Genomic DNA, 17,709 nt, shown 5'->3' on the forward strand with positions numbered 1-17,709 from the left:
AATCCTCCTCAAATCTTTCTGCTATCGTACGCCCAATGCAACAAGGCCTGTCTCTGCCTCCTCCTGCATCCGAGATCTCCGGGTTCACAATGCGCGCGGATTTGAGACGCGTGCCGAGACATAGCCTTCCACCTGCGAATCTGCCGGTCGTCGTCGGGGCATCTTCTTCCCATCCAGTACCTGCAGTACCACTGAAACCAACCCCGAGGATCTTCCTCGTAAATCCAGCCCTTGGCCCTCCAGTACCACAAGGGTTTTGAGGCGTTCACCAGGAAGTAATTCAACTCGCTTCGATGCGATTCATGGCAAAGGCGGGCGTTTTCGAACCATTCAGCCGGAAATTCCTCAAGACAGTCTGTCATGTATTTTCCGCCGAATACTCCCAGTTCAAGCATTTCCTTCGGGGTCAACTCCGGTTTGAAAAACGGATCGAAGTTTTCGCCGGGCGCTTCCGTCCTGTAATAGCAGTAGCCGTGCTGCATTAAATCGTTCACGATCACCAATCGAGGCTCCATACTTCAATCTTTATGGACAAACACCTTGCCGTCAAGGTACATTCGTGAGATGTTTAAGCGTTGTTATCGGTGCTACAAACCCCAAAAAGCCTGTTTATGCGACTATATTCGCCCGATCGATACCGGAATCAAGTTCGTATTGTTAATGCATCCGAAGGAAGCATATCAACAGAAAACCGGAACAGGGCGCTTGGCTTCCCAAAGTCTGATCGATTCGGAAATACTCATCGGCATCGATTTCACCGATAACGCGCGTCTGAACGCCTTGCTGGATTCTTCGGGAGAAGGGGCAGCATACCAGCCTTTTTTGCTTTTTCCCGGGGAGAAGGCATGGCACACGGAAGATCCGGGGTTTCCGGATTTGTTGAGCGGAAAAAAGCCGTTGGTCATCATCGTGGACGCAACATGGTTTTTCGCCAAAAAAATACTCAGGCTCAGTTCCAATCTTCATGATTTGCCGACGCTGTCGTTCAGAAACAGCTATCGCTCGCAATTCGAGTTTAAAACACAGCCGGCTCCGGAATGTCTTTCGACGATCGAATCGGCCTACTACCTCATAGAAGAGTTCAAATCGAATAATCTGATTTCAGCCGAAGTCGACCCGAGCGGTCTCATGAAGGTATTTCATGAGATGGTCCGATACCAGCTTGCATGCGAGCAGATCCGCCATGAGGCCATGGCGGCCGAGCTCTATCCGGAGTTATTTCAGAACTAACGCGGCTAAATAGTTCTCGAATTTGGCTTTCTTCGCTTCTGCTATTTTCATCGCGCTTTCGATGCCGGCTTCTGCCTCGTCTATGTCTTTTTCGCTCGCGGCAAGACGCATGAGATAGTCTTTACCCTGGGCGGTATCAGCTCCCGTTGCCGACAAATTCTGGCGAATCCGCTCTTGAGTCGCAAAAAGCCTGTCTCTCGAGGTTTCCAAAGTATGGACTTCGTTTTGAGCCGATTCATAATCCCGCTTCAAGGCTGCCGCTCTTTCGAGCGCCGAACGCAGCTCTGCCGAGAATTCTCCCGAGGCTGCATAACTCAATAGACTGTCGGTAGTCAGCCGAATAATCGCAATTCGCTCTTCAGCCGGCCTCTGTTCGACCACGACAAATGATTGTTCGGCGCCGGCGGGAAGTTGAAACTTGAAACGATACTCGTCGTCCGTTCGGCTATCGCTCATCTTCGGCTCTGCCAATTCGGCACCGGCGCGAACCGGATGCTCAAGCAAAACAGTTCTGTCCCGGGAATCTGTGTTCTTAAGCGCATATTCTGTTCTATATTCGGTTGTTTTAAGCAGTGTTAAGACGCCGCCGGAAATTCGCGCGGCCCTGGTTGTTCGGGTTTCGCTTTTAAATACCGCGCCCGTTACCGAAAGATCGTCTCCCCATGAAATAACGCCTTCGCCTTTTTCAGGAACAAAATCCAATAACGCGTCGCCGGCATAAAGGCCGTCTTCCAAAACAACGACGGGTCCTGCAGGAAGGCTCATGCCGGCATTGTTTCGCAGTCTTGCGCCGAAGCGCGGATGAACAAGTCCGCGAGCTGAGGCCTCGGCGCCGGAAAAGAGAGAAAATTGCTCGACCTCTATCGCTCCCTGAACCAGAGGAACCATTATGCTTCTATGACGGGGAACGGTAATTTCCCCGTCGGTAGTAAAACGGAACAGAGTGCCCGGCCTATCGCCTCTAACAGCATCGTACGACGTATTCTCTACCGACGGAGCGGCTTCAGGATAGCCGTATGCGTATTCGTCGGCCTCCAGTTCTGCCGCTTTGGCGGATTTGTACAGCCTTTGTTCATCAACCGGTGACGGAGCGGCCCGCTCGGCATACAAAGGAGAAAAACCGGATGAATGGCTTTCGGGCCTTGCCGTTCCCGCGTTTGAAAGAGGAACCACCGGTCTTTCGACGTACACGGGAGTATATAATGGTTGGATAAAGGAGGCCGGCCTTCCATTTAAAAACGAAAGAGACACGGAAGTCCAATCCTGAGCGCTCGTATTATCGGCCAGAGCCCATCCCTGAAGAAATCCGGAATCTTTCGCGAGGGACAGCCGCCAGGATGTTTTCCAAACCGGCGAGGCGACGACGTATGAAACGCTTACTGTCCGGGATGTTGTTCCGGGCAGAAGAATCCGCACAGATTTTCTGTCCTGCGAATACCCGTTTTTTATAATTCCGAGAGCGGTTGCGAGATCTGCATTGACGACAGGATCTGTAAATACGATGCCCTTTATCTCGGACAGCGAGAACCTTTGTAAAACCCCGGACGCCGAGACAGTGATCCATATTTCAGTTTCTTTCGGGTATAGAACTCTGCCTTCAAGGTCCTCCCCGTTAAAAACCCGGTCGACTCCGACGAGCATGCCTTTCGCCGCGACAGACGTCTGAACCTCTATCTCCTCGCCCTTTAATCGATTCAGAATTTCCGGGAAATCGGGAGAATCGGAAAGATCAATCCGCAGACTTTCCAGCGTTCTTCGGGCCGTGTCTCCGCTTTCGTAGGCGACCGACGGCTTCACGGACCCCGCGTCGATCACAGTAAGCGATTTCAGCACATCGTCCATTTCGGATTCCGAGAAAAAGAGCTCGATTTCGGCATTTCCGGCGACTGTTCCCCGATGTTCGAAAAAAGCCACGCCGGACGAAAAAAGCGATACAGACCTCAAAGGAAGATCGACGTCCGAGTACCGAGCGGGCTGTTGTGCAAACCCGAACGCCCCTGCGTACAGCCCAAGTAAAACCGGTATTATTTTCTTTCTTCCTGTTGCCATCATACCCTCCCGGATAAATCGATTATTTTTTTCATGTATAACTCCGGAGCGTAGAAATACGCGCCGATATGCGGCGCATCCGGAATCACAACGACTTCGAAAGCAAGAGAGTCCGCCGCCGCAAGGAAGGATCTCACCATTCCTATCGGCACCAGAACGTCCTTTTGCCCATGAAACAAAATAACCGGGACGGGGATACTTTTTAATGCGTTTTTCGGCGTCATTCTGCTGAACCCGATTCCGGACAGAACTAAACTCGCGAGATCGGCGCCGGCAAGAAGCGCGAAGCTCATCACGCGATTCGGAAAAATCATTCTGATTAAACGCAGAAACACCGGCGCGTAGGCGGCGTAGGACGAATCGGCGATAATTCCTTTCACTAAGGGCGAAATGCTTTTTGCCTTTCCGCCGTACAACAGCACCGTCGCCGCGCCCATGGAGACTCCGTGCAAAAAAACGCGTGAGCCGGGAAGCCTTTTTTCCAGATCCAACAACCACGCGCCGATGTCGTCTGCCTCGCGAACGCCCATCGTCCGCTTTGTCCCTTCGCTTTCGCCGTGGGCGCGCTGATCGATAACAAGAACGTTCCATCCGTTCCCGTGATATTCTTCGGCCTGATACCCCATCCCTGCGCCCGAGTCCTGCATTCCATGCACTATAACCGCGCAATTCGCCGCGTCCGGAACTTTCCACAACCAGCCGGATAGCAGTAATCCGTCAAAGGAATGAACCGTTATCGGTTCAACCTCTCCGGAATCGACCCTGGCATACCATCGTTCCTTCGCCGCGTTCAAAGGCTCCATCACCCGCGGATCGCGGGTATGAGCTTTCATAACAGTCGTGTGTTCTGCCTGCGAAACGCTCTTCGTATCCAAATGAGCATGATCATTCGTCAAGGACGTTAAATACAGTATAACGCCGGCGCTCATGATAAAAACGACGGCCCCGAACAGGCACAGAGACAGGAATACGGCGAAAACAATCCAAAACGACAAAGGGACGGCCTCCAAACATCAACGGTCTATCAACATGTTATACACAACTTGTTCATTTCTTTGAATTGCGGATCCGCAGTTTTTTTTCTTTGCGCAGAATTTCGTTAAAGTCCTTCGACTCGCTCACGATTACGCCGGACAAGGCCAATAAGCCGATAAGGTTCGGAATCGCCATCAGCCCGTTGAAGACATCCGAAATATTCCAGATCATATCCAGATTGGTGGAAAGAGCTCCGATTCCTGCAACCGCTATGAACAACACGCGGTACGGCATGATCAGCCGCTGGCCGAACAGATAATTGATGCACCGTTCTCCGTAATACGACCAGCCGAGGACCGTCGAATACGCGAACAGGAAAAGACCGATTGTAACAATATACGGCCCGATTCCCCCTACGAAAATTCTGAACGACGACATGGTGAGTTCGGCGCCTTTCAAACCGGTTTCATACTCCCCGCCCATGACTAGAATAATGCCGGTCATTGAGCAGATGACGATGGTGTCCAGGAATACCTGCGTCATGGAAACGAGGGCCTGTCTTCCGGGATGGTCGCAGATAGCGGCTGCCGCGGCGATAGGAGCCGATCCGAGGCCTGCTTCGTTCGAAAAAACGCCGCGTGCCACGCCGTAGCGAATAGCCGCACCCGCCAAACCTCCGGCAATCGCCTGCGATGAAAACGCGCTCGAGAATATCACCGAGAAGACAGCCGGAAGCAATTCATAATTTGAAACAATCACGAATAAGCTAATGCTTACGTAAAAAATCATCATAAAAGGCACAAAAAACGATACAACCTTTCCTATCGTCTTTATCCCCCCCAAAATAACCAACGCGAGAGTAATCATTAAAAAGACGGCCGTAATATGAACAGGAATTTGGAACGTGCCCCGTATCGCCGACGCTATTGAATTTGTCTGAACCCCGCATCCAATCCCGAACGAGGCTATTACGGCAAAAAAGGCGAAGATCAATCCAAGCCACCTGGCGTTCAATCCTTTTTCTATATAATACATCGGGCCGCCGGCCATCATGCCCTTCGAATCCGTTTCTCTGTATTTAACCGCGAGAATCGCCTCGCCGTATTTTGTCGCCATTCCGACAAAGGCGCTGAGCCACATCCATACCAGAGCCCCAGGCCCGCCGACAACCACGGCAGTCGCGACCCCGACGATGTTGCCGGTTCCGACAGTCGCGGCCAATGCCGTCATCAAAGCCTGATAATGCGAAATATCGCCGGCGGACTCATGATCCTGGTGCGGCGAAAAAGCCTGTTTTAATGCAAACGGCAATTGGGTGAGCTGCAACCCTTTAAGCCGAATAGTCAGATACAGACCGGTTCCCATCAATAACACGAGGACGGGAGGTCCCCAGACAAAATCAGATACCAACGACAACACTCGTTCCATGACACAATCCTTGATGTGAGATTAAATGAGAATACAGTATACTACGACTCACCGCTCATTGTATTAGAAATCCTCCCTGGAACATGCTATAATCCTTCCCACATGAATACCCAAATCTCGTCCGCAAAAATCATCGAAGGACTCTCTCAGGTCATCCAGGGAAAAAGAGATCAAATCGAACTTTTCACCGCGGCAGTTTTCGCCGGCGGCCACGTTCTCATAGAGGATTATCCGGGTTTGGGAAAAACAACCTTGGCGCGAAGCCTTGCGGCTTTAGTCGCCAGCGGTACGGACAACGACCGGAGCGCGACTTTTTCCAGAATTCAATTTACACCGGACTTATTGCCCTATGATATTACCGGAGTCGATGTGTTCAATTCCGATACGCATTCTTTCGATTTTATTCCCGGACCTGTTTTTTCAGATATTCTGCTTGCGGACGAAATCAACCGCACCACGCCGAAGGTTCAATCAGCGCTGCTTGAAGTTATGGCCGAACGGCAGGTAACGCAGGGCGGGAAGACGCGAAAGGTAAGTCCTGTCTTTTTTGTCGTAGCCACCCAGAATCCCGTTGAGACGGAAGGAACCTATCCCCTTCCGGCCGCCCAGCTCGATAGGTTTATGATGAGGCTGTCTCTGGGGTACCCTGATTTCGAAGCAGAAGCGATTATTCTCAAACAGGATCCAGAAAAATCGATCTTGCCGACGCTCAACCCCGTCCTGCACACAAGCGATCTGCTTTTTTCGCGCGAAGAACAAAAAACGGTATGGTGCCATCCAGCGCTGGAACGAATGATTCTTTCGTTCATCAGGAAGACGAGAACACACAAAGACATTAAACTCGGCGCGTCTCCCCGGGGCGCCCTCCTCCTTCTACATGCGGCGAGGGCTCTGGCACTTATCAGGGGCAGAAACTGGATAGAAGATACCGATATTTTCGATCTCTCGGGTCCGATCCTGGCGCACCGCCTTGTCCCGAAAAATTCAAGTTCTTCCGTTCCGCTGATCATAACCGACATCCTTGAATCCTGTTTTTCTGAAATGAATAAAAACACCGATTGGACCCGCGAAGCATATGATTCGACTTCATAATCCGAAATTTTCCCTCACCGGCTTCGGATTAACTGCCCTCGTTTCCTCTATAGTTCTCGTATTGAACGGAGTTCTTCGCCAGGAGTTATTCTCGCTAATTTCTGCCGGAGCGCTCATTATTGCATTGACGATCTCGCTGTCTTCAACCGGGCTGCTCTTCATACTACTATCGGCGAACCGTTTTCATCCTTCTGATGCTTCATTGAATCGAATCTCTTTCTTCTTCCAGGCTTACAGAAAAACCGAATATTCAGCGGATGCATATGTTCCGTTTAAAAAAAGCATCACCGCTTTCTCCAGCAAAACACCGTGGAATCAGCCGTTTTCTGCTCAAGGCAGAGAAATTTCACGCGGCGTCTATCTGCCCCGTTCAGACGCATATGCCTTTTACGATGTTTTTTCTTTTTTTTGCGTAACAGTTCCCCTCCCAGAACAACTCTTTCCGTCAGCCTTCAGCATTCCGCCGCGGAAGGAGGCATCAGGATCTCGCGTCGTCGGCGATTCCAGATTCGCCCTGCCAACAGGAACAAGCCTCTTTCATCGTTCCAGCGAGCTGGTAGAAAACAGACTCTATCATCCCGGCGACGATCCTCGAAAAATAAACTGGAAGCAATACGCTCATTCAGGATCCCTCATACTCAGAGAAGGCGAATTGCTTCCGCCGCCTGATACGCGAATCGCCGTGTTATTTCAGGGAATGGGAGGAAGACGCGTTTCAAAACTCGACGCGGCCCGCCACGATATGCTTATTGATCGCGTGCACTGGTTGTGCGAAGATTTATTGTTGCGGGGGTATCCGTTGCGGATTGTCGTACGAGATGCGCATGCAATTCATGGATTCACGCAAACGAATATTGACTTGCATCAACCGAACCCTTCAGCGCTTTTAGAACGATTGCTTTCTTATCCGCGTTTGCAGGATCCTCCGTTGCGCCAGGAAGACATACAGACCCTGTTTCCTTCGCAATCAACCATTTTTATCGTTACCCCGGAGAAATCAGGGCCGGTTTTGCCTCTTTCTTTTCCTGCGAACACGAAGATATCGTTAGTCACAGGACCTGCAAGCGCAACGAAATCAAGCACAACCTCTTTCATCGCGATAATTAAGCACGTGTTCTTAAAATCTGAGCGCACATGCGCTTCTACTAAAAAACGAAATACACAATTAAATCGTTTTACAAGCACGATGAAGGAGAACGGAATCAGTGCATACATTCTGTAAACCGATACTAGAACGCTTCCTTCACTTTATATCGTTATCGGTTCTAGCTGCAGTTTTTCTCCTTGAATATCAAGACATCCTCTCGGTTCCAGCCGTAATCGCAACGCTCGCCGCACTCATATGCGCGGCGCATGCGTTTCCCCATTCGAAAATTAGAACCGAAGCGGTTTTTATTCTCCGCGCGGCGGAAGTCCTTGCCCTTCTCGCAGTACCGGCCTTGCCGTCACTTTTCAACGCCCCTCTTGATTACAACCGTTTTTATACATATTACAGCACGGCCTTCCCGGTCGTTCTATTCTCTTCTTTTTTCGTCGTACTGCTCACGCAATTCTGGATCCGCTTCATTCGCTTTAGATCATATGAACCGCTTATGCTTCTTTTACTCGCCGCCCTTATTTTTTATCCGGACTCCGGCTTTCACATGAACGTTTTCTCTCATCCTGTATATAAGTCCCTGTTCGCAGTCTTTTTTGTGTTTCTGCAAACTTTACGAATATTTCTATCGCGAAACTATTCATGCAAAAACGCATGTATGTTTTTGCTATCGTTGTTGATATACATTCTTCTTTCGTTCATCATCATACAAAAGCACAATACGTCCGCATCAATTAATAACGGCGGGTTGATTCAACCCAAACTGTTTCAGTTCGATTTTTCCAGGTTTCTTTCGCTGGAAAACGAAATCAGCCTTAACGACAATCTTGTTTTAATCGCCCATGTTCCTCAAGAATACGAATCGCTGTTTCTGCGCCGCCTCTATCTTTCCGGATGGGATTCGCAAAAAGGCTTTTTCGATGCCGATGTTCCAGGAGAGGCGGGGCAAATCAAAACCGTCTCAGACTATTCAGCCGATCCTGAAACCCCCGATTTTGCATTCAGAGAACAAGTTTCCCAGGAAATTTTCACCGTAAATATCGATCCGAAAGCCCTTATCGCGTTTGATTATCCCGTTGCTGTCGAACCCTATCGAATATGGAACACCGCTTCATTCTCCGGCGCGTATAAAACAGACAGCATGGTTTCAGGATTTTTCCCGTTTGAGCTGTATTCTGTTCGAACACCGTCAAGAGAGAGCTCAGAAGGTCTTTCAACCCAAGCCTTCGACTTTTACACCTCGATCGACGATGAAACCAGAAAACTTGTCGAACCTGTCGCAAAAAAAATTACAGAAAACGCCGTATCGTATTACGATATGATACTCGCCGTTACTTCTTATTTTCACGACGGCGACTTCCGGTACTCGCTGAAACCCGGCATCTCTCCGGACGGAAATCAACTCGCTTATTTTCTCGATACAGCGAAAAAAGGATATTGCACGTATTTCGCTTTTTCCATGGCGCTCATGCTTCGTTCGCTGGATATTCCCGCCCGCGTCGCGGCAGGCTTTTTCCTGGAACCCGGTTTAGGGCGCATGAATTATTATCCCGTTCGATCGAATATGGCACATGCATGGGTGGAAGTCTATTTTCCAGAGTACGGATGGATTTCCTTCGATCCGACTACCTCGATCGTCGCGGAAGGCGAAGAGGTCGCCGTCGATTCGTCCGCTGGTGAAGATTCCTTTACTTCTTTGCTCGAAGAAATTCTTACTAATAGAGAGTTCTTGATCCGGGACGGACTTGATGCCGTACAACCGGAAACAGAATCTGATATTCGAGCCTTTCTGAAAACAGCGTATTCTCACAAAGAATATATTGTACTGTTTATAGCTCTGCTGATTTGCATCGTTTCTGTTTTCTTCTACGTCCTGCTTCCGCTTCTCGTTATAACATATTCGCGAAACAACAGGAAAAAAATTCTGACTATGTACGCTTTGATCGCACGAAAGTCTGTATTCTACGCAGTGGATACGACATCTGATGAGTTTCGGGCGCTTGTTTCATTAAAGCAAAAAGCCCTGTATTCTCAAAGATGCGATTCTGAGGACGCTGATGTGGCTCGGTCTCTTTTCAGAAAGCTTCGAAAAAAAAGAATCAGCCTGTATTCCAGGACAATCGCATGCGTCCTGTTGTTCATTTTTATCATGCAGTCCCGCGTCTCCGCACAGGATGTGCAAACAACGCAAGACGACACGCAGGAAACAGTCTTGCTTAAACAGTCTCAAGAAGCGATCGACAACGAAAACTGGGATACGGCCGTATCGCTTCTCCAAACCGGTAAAAAAAAGCATTCGGGAAACGGAGAATTCGCCTATTTGCTCGGCACCGTTTACTTTAATCAGAAGCTCTATTCAACGGCATATAAGGAGCTTCTCCTTTCATATGAAACCGGTAATCGCTCAACCGATATCTACAGCCTTTTGGCAGACTCTGCCGGCTATCTGAATAAGGACGAAGAAGCCCTAAAATGGATTACGCTCCATCTTGATACGAATTCACAGGATATGTTTGCCTGGTCTACGTACGGCTGGTTATGCTACAAAACGAATCGTTTCGAAGAAGGCATTAAAGCCCTTCACAGGGTATTGGAAACACACGGACCCGATATCAATGTATTTGCCAGCTTGGCGAATCTCTATACTGCGGAATTCAATTATCCCGAAGCAAGAAAATACTACACATCCGCAATCGAATTAGCGGAAGAGCGGGATCAGAACTATTTAGCCGCTATTTATTACTACAATAGATCTATTCTGGAAGAAGTTTTTTATAATTTCAAAGACGCCTACAGCGACACGATTAATTCAATTCAAGCGATGCCCCGCTCATCGGGGTATCTGATGCAAGGCGAACTTTACCTGAGAAAGCTGGAATATAAGGCGGCTTACAGCAGTTATTTAACGGCATGGAACGCCGATTCAAGTCCTCTTCCCTCGCTCGGCTTGGCGGAGACGCTTCTTTTATCAGGATACCCGAATGAGGCGTTAAATTATTTAACCCACATTGTACATAAAACAGATGAGACCTGGATCGCTCATTACGGAACCACTCAAGATCAATTTCAAGCCGATCTGGCCCAGTTGACTCGAGATTGCTACGCGTATTTGAAAAATCTTGAAAAACGGAAAATTGTCCACAGTTTGTCCACATTTTATAATCGACAGATACATATTCTTCAATATGCATGGAACGAATGGAGAAGCGATGCGGCGTACAGACAAGCTACGCAAAAAGTCGCTCGATATTACGAGAAGAAAGCATACTCCGAAACCATCTCTTCAGGGCAGGAACTGTATCTGCATAGCTTCTACTACCAGACGTTCAAGCCGCATTACAAATCAGCGATTAAACATCTGCATAGAGCAAAAGCGCTTGAAACACAGTACATTCCTCTTTCAAATCCCTCTTATCTATTCGAAGAAGGGTTGTTATCACGCAAAACAGAGCTGTTGGAGCAAGCAATTCGCTCTTTTGATCCCGTTTGGGAGGTGAAATATCGATCTGAGGCTCTTTCGCATCTTCTATCTCGCATAAAAAACCGCAAATCGCGGGAATACGCGCAACTAAGTTTGGCACTTTTTAATATCAGGCCGAGCGCCTTTTCATTCCATGCTATAGCCTTCCCTGTACGAGTAGAATATACAGATTTTTCCCTAAATCGAAATACGCTTCCGTACAGACTTTCACGAACCTTAACACAAGCAGGATTTTACAAATCCGACAATTCGCCTTTTATTCTGTCGATTCAATACTCCGAAGAGGACTTTTTTGTGCAGTTAAAAAATGAAAACAACAATAACACACTTTTTACACAAGTTTTCCACAATTCAAGCCATTCTAGTGATTTCTACAGCCAGGTTATCAACATGTTATCCACATCGCTGTTTCGCTCAGATTTGGGGATTCAATAAAAAAGGCTGTCCAGCAAGTTACTGCCAGACAGCCCCTCAAAAGGTATCTCTGCTTCGTTTTACTTAATTTCTAAAAGCTCGAGATCGAAAGCGATGAAACTGTTGCCGGGAATCACTCCGCCGGCACCTCTCGCTCCGTATGCCAGCTCGGGAGGGATTACGATGGTTCGTTTTTCATTCTTTTTCATTTCAAGCGCTTGCGAGTCGAAACCGGGGATAAGCTGTCCGCGTCCGACCTGGAATTCAAGCGGTGCGTGCATGTCGGAATCGTCGAATACGGTTCCGTCCAGCAAGTATCCCTTATATTTCATTTTAAGGGTTTGTCCTACCTGGACGCCGGCGCCGGATCCTTCCTTCGTGATGTGATAATAGACACCGGACGCAGACTGCTTCGCGGCGGGCCATTTCTTCATGATCGCATCGACGACGCTTTTTCTGGATTGCTCCAACATCGCTTTTTCTCTTGAAGCAGTGCCTTCAAGATATGCATTGAAATCGGCCTGTGTAGCGGAAAAAGCCTTCGCGGCTTCGCCGTTTCTAAGGATTTTAACCGACACGATTTTATCTCCGCCTGCAATAAGATTCACGACATCCTGGCCTTCCCGAACTTTTCCGAAAACAGTGTGCTTTCCGTCAAGCCAGGGAGTCGGCACATGGGTGATGAAAAACTGGCTGCCGTTTGTACCGGGACCCGCGTTCGCCATGGAAAGGGTTCCAGGCGCATCGTGTTTCAAACTCGGCACGATTTCATCCGGGAACCTATAACCGGGATTTCCGGAACCTGTACCTGCAGGATCTCCGCCCTGGATCATGAAATCTTTGATAACCCGGTGAAAAGTCAAACCGTTATAAAAAGGTTTTCCGGAGGCAGCATCGAGGGTTCCTTCGGCTAGACCGACAAAATTACACACAGTAAGCGGCGTCTTGTCGTAATAAAGTTCGAGAACGATTGTTCCTTTCGACGTTTCCATTATTGCAAACACGCCATCGTCTTGAATGGCTGCAATATTCGTAGAATTCGACATCTTGTACATTTCTCCTGTTGTGGCGTTTTTACCGCCGAAAAATATAGCGGCTGCGGTTGCGCTGCCGACCAATAAAACTAGCAGACCGATTACGATCAATAACCGACTCTTTTTGCTCATGCGTTAATACTCCCTCGTGGCGTAAATCGCTTTATGCCACAATGTAATCCTTTTTTCTCTTTCTTCAAGTTTCATCGACGGTTCATACCGGCATTTAATTTGCCAGTTTCGGGAGATATCTTCAAGACTTTCCCAAAATCCGCACTTCAATCCTGCCAAGTACGCGACGCCCAACGCGGTTATTTCAGCGATTTCAGGCAGCAATACTGGCACTCCTGATATGTCGGCCTGAAACTGCATCAAAAACTGGTTCGCCGTGGCGCCGCCGTCTGCTTTCAAAACTTCGATCTTGTGACCGCAGTCTGCGCTCATGGAAGACAGCAAGTCCTCTGATTGGTACGCTATGCTTTCAAGAGCGGCACGGACGATGTGGGCCCGGCCCGAACCTCTGCTCAAACCCATGATGGAACCGCGGGCGTCGGGATCCCAATACGGAGCGCCCAGACCTACGAAGGCGGGCACTAAAAACACCCCGTTCGTATCCGAAACGGATTTCGCCAATTGTTCCGATTCCGCGGCTGACGAAAGAAGATGAACCTCGTCGCGAAGCCATTGTATTACCGCTCCTGCAATGAATACAGAGCCTTCAAGTGCATACGTCGTTTGATTTCCTATTTTCCATGCGATGGTCGTCAACAGATTGTTTTTCGACCATACCGGCGCGGAGCCTGTATTCAACAAGGTAAAACAGCCCGTGCCATAGGTGTTCTTGGCCATTCCCGGCTCGAAGCACGTATGGCCGAACAAGGCCGCCTGCTGGTCGCCGGCGACTCCCTGGATAGGAATTTCTCTCCCGAAATACTTTTGATCCGTATATCCGAAATCGTCCGAACTGGCTAAAACCTTCGGCAATACCTGAACAGGAATTCCTAAAATAGATAACAGAACCGGATCCCATTTTTGTTCTTTAATATTGAACAAAAGGGTCCGGGATGCGTTTGTAACGTCTGTAACATGATTTCCCGTCAATTTCCATAAAAGCCAAGAATCAATGGTTCCAAACAAAATCTCGCCGTTTTCTGCCAAGGCTTTCAGGCCGGGAATCTCTCTAAAAAGCCAACACAGTTTGGTTCCGGAAAAATACGGATCAAGCCTCAATCCGGTTCGAGAGCGGAATTCCTCTTCCAAGCCTGCGTCGATCAATTCTTCGCATATCTGATTCGACCTGCGGCATTGCCACACAATAGCTTTATATACCGGTTTTCCGCTGTCTTTATCCCATACGACTACGGTTTCGCGTTGATTCGTAATACCGATGGATACAATTTCAGCAGGATCGATAGATGCCGCGGCGATAGCTTCGCGAGCGACTGCTAACTGTGAGTCCCAGATCTCGACGGCATCATGCTCGACCCATCCCGGTTCGGGATAGTACTGAGAAAAATCTCGCTGCGAGCTGGATACGATTCGTCCTGAGTGATCGAACAAAATCGCTCTCGAAGATGTCGTTCCCTGATCAAGAGATAAAATGTATCCGGATTTTTCAGTTTTCATAGGCATTTATGAACCAATCATACAATGCTATAGAACGGGTTGAAAAGGATGAATTTAATTTTTTTTCCAATCCCGGTATTTCAGGAACTTTAACATGAGTACAGCCGTACACCAGCAAATAATCGCCAAGATCGTGCACCACAAGAGACACTTTCATCCGCTCCGGTCCTACGACCGTTACGAACGATATTTTTAAGGGATCTACATTCGTTGAGGTAAGAGAGACCGCTGTCGGCGTTGCTCGATACGAGTACTTATACAGATACTCGCCAAAGGTTTTATCCTTTTGAACAGCCAAAATTTGTTGCCCATCGATATCGGCGCTGATCGGATCTGCTATCCGGTTTCGGTTTGCAGCCGAATCGACGGCATAGGAATTCTCATAGAGAACCCGCATGGCATCACGGCTCGTGGAAAAATATTCAATGCCCTCAAGAGTCGAAAGGCTTCTTAATATTATCCCGGTTTTCTCAACAGATTTTTCAATGTTTCCGGAAAGATTCGAATCCTTCTTCTTATACAAAAAAAGAGATTCGATCAGCAGATTGTCGTTCGGATCAATGGATTTGGATATTTCCGAGGACGGCGAAAGGGCCGGGGCCAAAGCGGTATGCAAAGGAGATTCGCGATATACCGTCCTCAGAATTCTGCCGTCTTTAACGAGAGTAGAAGCTACAGATCCGGGAAGAACAGATTCAAGCCCTTGAATCTGTTCTCCGGCAAGAAAAGAAACGCTTCCGATGCATAAAAGGGAAGCCAGAACAAGAATTCTCACCTTCCGCCCTTATAAAAAACGCGTACCTGCTTGTAGAGTCCTTCGCCTTCGCTCTTTGTATCTACATCTCCGATATCGTTGAGGGTTGTATGGATAAGTCTGCGTTCGAACGGATTCATGGGTTCAAGAAGCATCGAACCCCGAGTAGTTCTCACTCTATCCGCAGTGCTGTATGCAAGCCTCACCAGAGACTCCTCGCGCCTGATGCGGTAGTTTTCCGAATCAAGAATAATGCGGGTTTCTTCATGGCCCAGTCTTCCGGCGTAAACATTTGCCAGAAGCTGAAGCGCGTCCAGGTTTTTGCCTTTTCTTCCGATCAGGATAGATGAACTCTTTGAAGATAAACGCAGTCCGATTTTTCTTTCTTCGCGGGACATGATATCGACTGTCACATCGTATCCCATCTTCCGCACGACCGAAGCGATAAAATCGATCATCGATTTTTCAAAATCGTTTTTCGGAAGAGGATCCTGAAACAAATTCTTTCCCTTGGGAACTGAACCGTCGAATTCAGGATCGATGCGCTCGTTTTTATCCGGCGAATAGCTTTTTGCGTTCGAATCGCTGGTATGAACGCGGATTTTAACAAAACCTTTCTTAAAAATGCCTGTTTTCTGTGATTCGAGAATTTCAACGTCGAATTGGTCTTTTTCAAGACCTAATTCGCTTGCGGCTAGTTCAATAGCCTCTTTTTCTGTTTTTCCTTCAAATTCGTATGTCATATTCACGCTCCTGGCGAATTAATGTTATTTAACCAATTTCAGTGAACTGGACCGCTTTTGTTCCATCATTTTGTTGATCACAACCTGTTGAATAAGCGTAAGCACGTTAGAGAAAATCCAGTACACAAGAAGTCCGGACGGCGCGTTGTAGAAGATGAAAAAGAATATCAACGGCATGCCGTACATCATAAACTTCATCGAGCTGTTCTGCTGCGCTGATCCCGGAGTTTGAGTTACCTTGCCGAACAACAACTGAGAAATGACGTACACGATCGGAAGAATGCGCAAATCCTTCCATCCCACGAAGGGAACAGTGAAGGGGAGGGTCATCAAGCTGTCGCCCTGCGAAAGGTCTGGTATCCATCCGGGAATGAACATCGCGCCGCGGAATTCGAAATAATTATTGAATAATCCGTACATCGCGAAAATCAAAGGAAATTGAATGAGCATCGGCAAGCATCCCGAAAGGGGATTGTAGCCGGCAGTCTGATAGAACTTCGCCATCTCCTCATTCATTTTCTGAGGATTCGCCTTGTATTTAGTCTGAATTTCCTGAATTTTAGGCTGAAGTTCCTGCATTTTATGCGTCGCTTCGGAGCTCTTCTTCGTCAACGGGAAAATCAGGGCCCTCATCAATATCGTCAAAAGGATGATAGAAACGCCCCAGTTCGGAATGATAAGATAGAACAACTCCATAATCCACTTAAGAATTACTTCGAGAGGGCCTAAAATTCCGCTGCTTTCGACTATCTGTTCAAGATGAAGATCCGCAAGACCCAAGGAATTGTTCACTGCGAGATTATACGGCGTAAGGTTTTTTTCAGTACGGGGTCCCAAGTAAAACAGCCAGTTATCAGTCGACTTGTTGGCAGTAATGGGAGCGCGAAGCAGTGAAATCTGTCCAACTGTCGCATCTGCAGATTCCGCCTGAGCAGAATACTGGTACGAAGAAACAGGCGTCGTACCGGGAATCGCGATCAACGCGAAATACTTTCCGGCTACTCCCGCCCATGAAACCGGATCGGTAAGAACTTTGCTTTTCTGTCCGGCGGATACGTTTACCGTTTTCTTTTTTCCGTTTAATAAATGGTAAAACCTGCGGTATTCGTACTGATCCTGCTTCGCATTCCATTCTGGACCGATCTGCGGAGAGGTCTTCAAGGTATAGCCTGCGGGCAGGCCGGCAAAATTTGCGTCTCCGCTGACAGTGATCTTGACGTCCAGCAAATATTCTCCGGGAATAAGCGTGTACTGTTTTGCCAAGGTAAAAAGACTTTGAGAACCGTCTGAATTTTTTATGGCGAATGTTCTGTAAAATCCGATGCTTGCGTCATCGATTTTTTTAACATTGAAATAATCCTGCAGGGGTCGGGAAGAATGATCGCCTAATGCAATGGAAAAGGCCCGGTTGGTTTGACTGATAGAATCCGCCATTTCAACCAAATCGTCTGAATCCTGATGATTCTTCAACTTGAAAGAAACGATATCTCCGCCCTGGTTCGAAAATTCTACCTTTACTAAATCGGTTTCTAACAGAAAACGTTCTTCCGAAACCGGACCTGCGCCGAGAGCAGTTTCTGTAAGAGTTTCTTCAGATTGAATAAAAGAAGGCTGCTCGGAAACAACTTCATTTACGGCGCTTACCGCGGAAGGTTGCTCTGCGTTTTGGATTTCAGTGGTTTGAATTGATTTTTCAGGCGGGAAAAAGGTCGCTTGAACAGTAAATCCCGCGACAATAACAATAGTGGAAAGGACAATGGCAATGATCGTATTCTTGTCCATACTCG

At 48.1% G+C, this 17,709-nt stretch carries 13 protein-coding genes; 4 read left to right on the forward strand and 9 right to left on the reverse strand.

Annotated elements, in window-relative coordinates; all coding sequences use genetic code 11:
- Positions 1-8: 8 nt before the first annotated feature.
- Positions 9-515: a hypothetical protein gene (locus K7J14_RS06725; RefSeq protein ID WP_230754608.1), complete on the reverse strand. Its 507-nt coding sequence runs from the start codon at positions 513-515 to the stop codon at positions 9-11.
- A 49-nt stretch (positions 516-564) separates the two neighbouring features.
- Here K7J14_RS06725 and K7J14_RS06730 point away from each other — a divergent pair, with 49 nt between their 5' ends.
- Entirely contained in the window at positions 565-1,230 is a 666-nt protein-coding gene (locus K7J14_RS06730; protein WP_230754609.1) for a tRNA-uridine aminocarboxypropyltransferase, read from the forward strand.
- Here K7J14_RS06730 and K7J14_RS06735 read toward each other — a convergent pair.
- The 3 genes from K7J14_RS06735 to K7J14_RS06745 are packed head-to-tail and all read right to left on the reverse strand — an operon-like array spanning position 1,216 to position 5,682.
- The gene (locus tag K7J14_RS06735) at positions 1,216-3,279 is read right to left on the reverse strand and encodes a DUF4139 domain-containing protein (protein WP_230754611.1); all 2,064 of its coding nucleotides are present in this window, start codon (positions 3,277-3,279) and stop codon (positions 1,216-1,218) included. The genes K7J14_RS06730 and K7J14_RS06735 overlap by 15 nt on opposite strands.
- Positions 3,279-4,274: an alpha/beta hydrolase gene (locus K7J14_RS06740; RefSeq protein ID WP_230754613.1), complete on the reverse strand. Its 996-nt coding sequence runs from the start codon at positions 4,272-4,274 to the stop codon at positions 3,279-3,281. Before K7J14_RS06740 ends, K7J14_RS06735 begins: the two co-directional genes overlap by 1 nt.
- A 52-nt stretch (positions 4,275-4,326) precedes the next feature.
- Positions 4,327-5,682 carry an alanine/glycine:cation symporter family protein gene (locus K7J14_RS06745; protein WP_230754615.1) on the reverse strand — a complete coding sequence of 452 codons (1,356 nt, stop codon included), beginning with the start codon at positions 5,680-5,682 and terminating at the stop codon, positions 4,327-4,329.
- Positions 5,683-5,784: 102 nt separating this feature from the next.
- On the opposite strand from K7J14_RS06745, the gene K7J14_RS06750 reads away from it, so the two are divergent.
- From K7J14_RS06750 to K7J14_RS06760, 3 genes are all read left to right on the forward strand, one after another.
- A complete protein-coding gene (locus K7J14_RS06750) occupies positions 5,785-6,774 on the forward strand; it encodes an AAA family ATPase (RefSeq protein WP_230754617.1) in 990 nt (329 codons plus the stop codon).
- A gap of 61 nt (positions 6,775-6,835) precedes the next feature.
- Entirely contained in the window at positions 6,836-7,996 is a 1,161-nt protein-coding gene (locus K7J14_RS06755; protein WP_230754619.1) for a DUF58 domain-containing protein, read from the forward strand.
- 1,015 nt (positions 7,997-9,011) lie between these two features.
- On the forward strand, positions 9,012-11,786 hold the full coding sequence (locus K7J14_RS06760; RefSeq protein ID WP_230754620.1) for a transglutaminase domain-containing protein: 2,775 nt from the start codon (positions 9,012-9,014) through the stop codon (positions 11,784-11,786).
- Between the two features lie 59 nt (positions 11,787-11,845).
- Here K7J14_RS06760 and K7J14_RS06765 read toward each other — a convergent pair whose 3' ends face one another.
- From K7J14_RS06765 to yidC, 5 genes are read right to left on the reverse strand one after another with little or no spacing between them, the layout of a single operon-like run.
- Positions 11,846-12,931 (reverse strand): peptidylprolyl isomerase, encoded by a 1,086-nt coding sequence (locus tag K7J14_RS06765; protein ID WP_230754621.1) that lies wholly within the window; start codon positions 12,929-12,931, stop codon positions 11,846-11,848.
- Positions 12,932-12,934: 3 nt separating this feature from the next.
- Positions 12,935-14,431 (reverse strand): glycerol kinase GlpK, encoded by a 1,497-nt coding sequence (gene glpK, locus K7J14_RS06770; RefSeq protein ID WP_230754623.1) that lies wholly within the window; start codon positions 14,429-14,431, stop codon positions 12,935-12,937.
- Positions 14,415-15,200 (reverse strand): DUF6675 family protein, encoded by a 786-nt coding sequence (locus tag K7J14_RS06775; RefSeq protein ID WP_230754625.1) that lies wholly within the window; start codon positions 15,198-15,200, stop codon positions 14,415-14,417. The genes glpK and K7J14_RS06775 overlap by 17 nt, the downstream gene beginning before the upstream one ends.
- Positions 15,197-15,922, reverse strand: a complete 726-nt coding sequence (jag, locus tag K7J14_RS06780; protein WP_230754626.1) for an RNA-binding cell elongation regulator Jag/EloR — start codon at positions 15,920-15,922, stop codon at positions 15,197-15,199. Before jag ends, K7J14_RS06775 begins: the two co-directional genes overlap by 4 nt.
- 24 nt (positions 15,923-15,946) lie before the next feature.
- Positions 15,947-17,704, reverse strand: coding sequence for a membrane protein insertase YidC (gene yidC, locus K7J14_RS06785; RefSeq protein ID WP_230754628.1), 1,758 nt, complete (start codon positions 17,702-17,704; stop codon positions 15,947-15,949).
- Positions 17,705-17,709 lie beyond the last annotated feature (5 nt).

It is taken from the genome of Teretinema zuelzerae, from assembly GCF_021021555.1.
Taxonomy (GTDB): domain Bacteria; phylum Spirochaetota; class Spirochaetia; order Treponematales; family Treponemataceae; genus Teretinema; species Teretinema zuelzerae.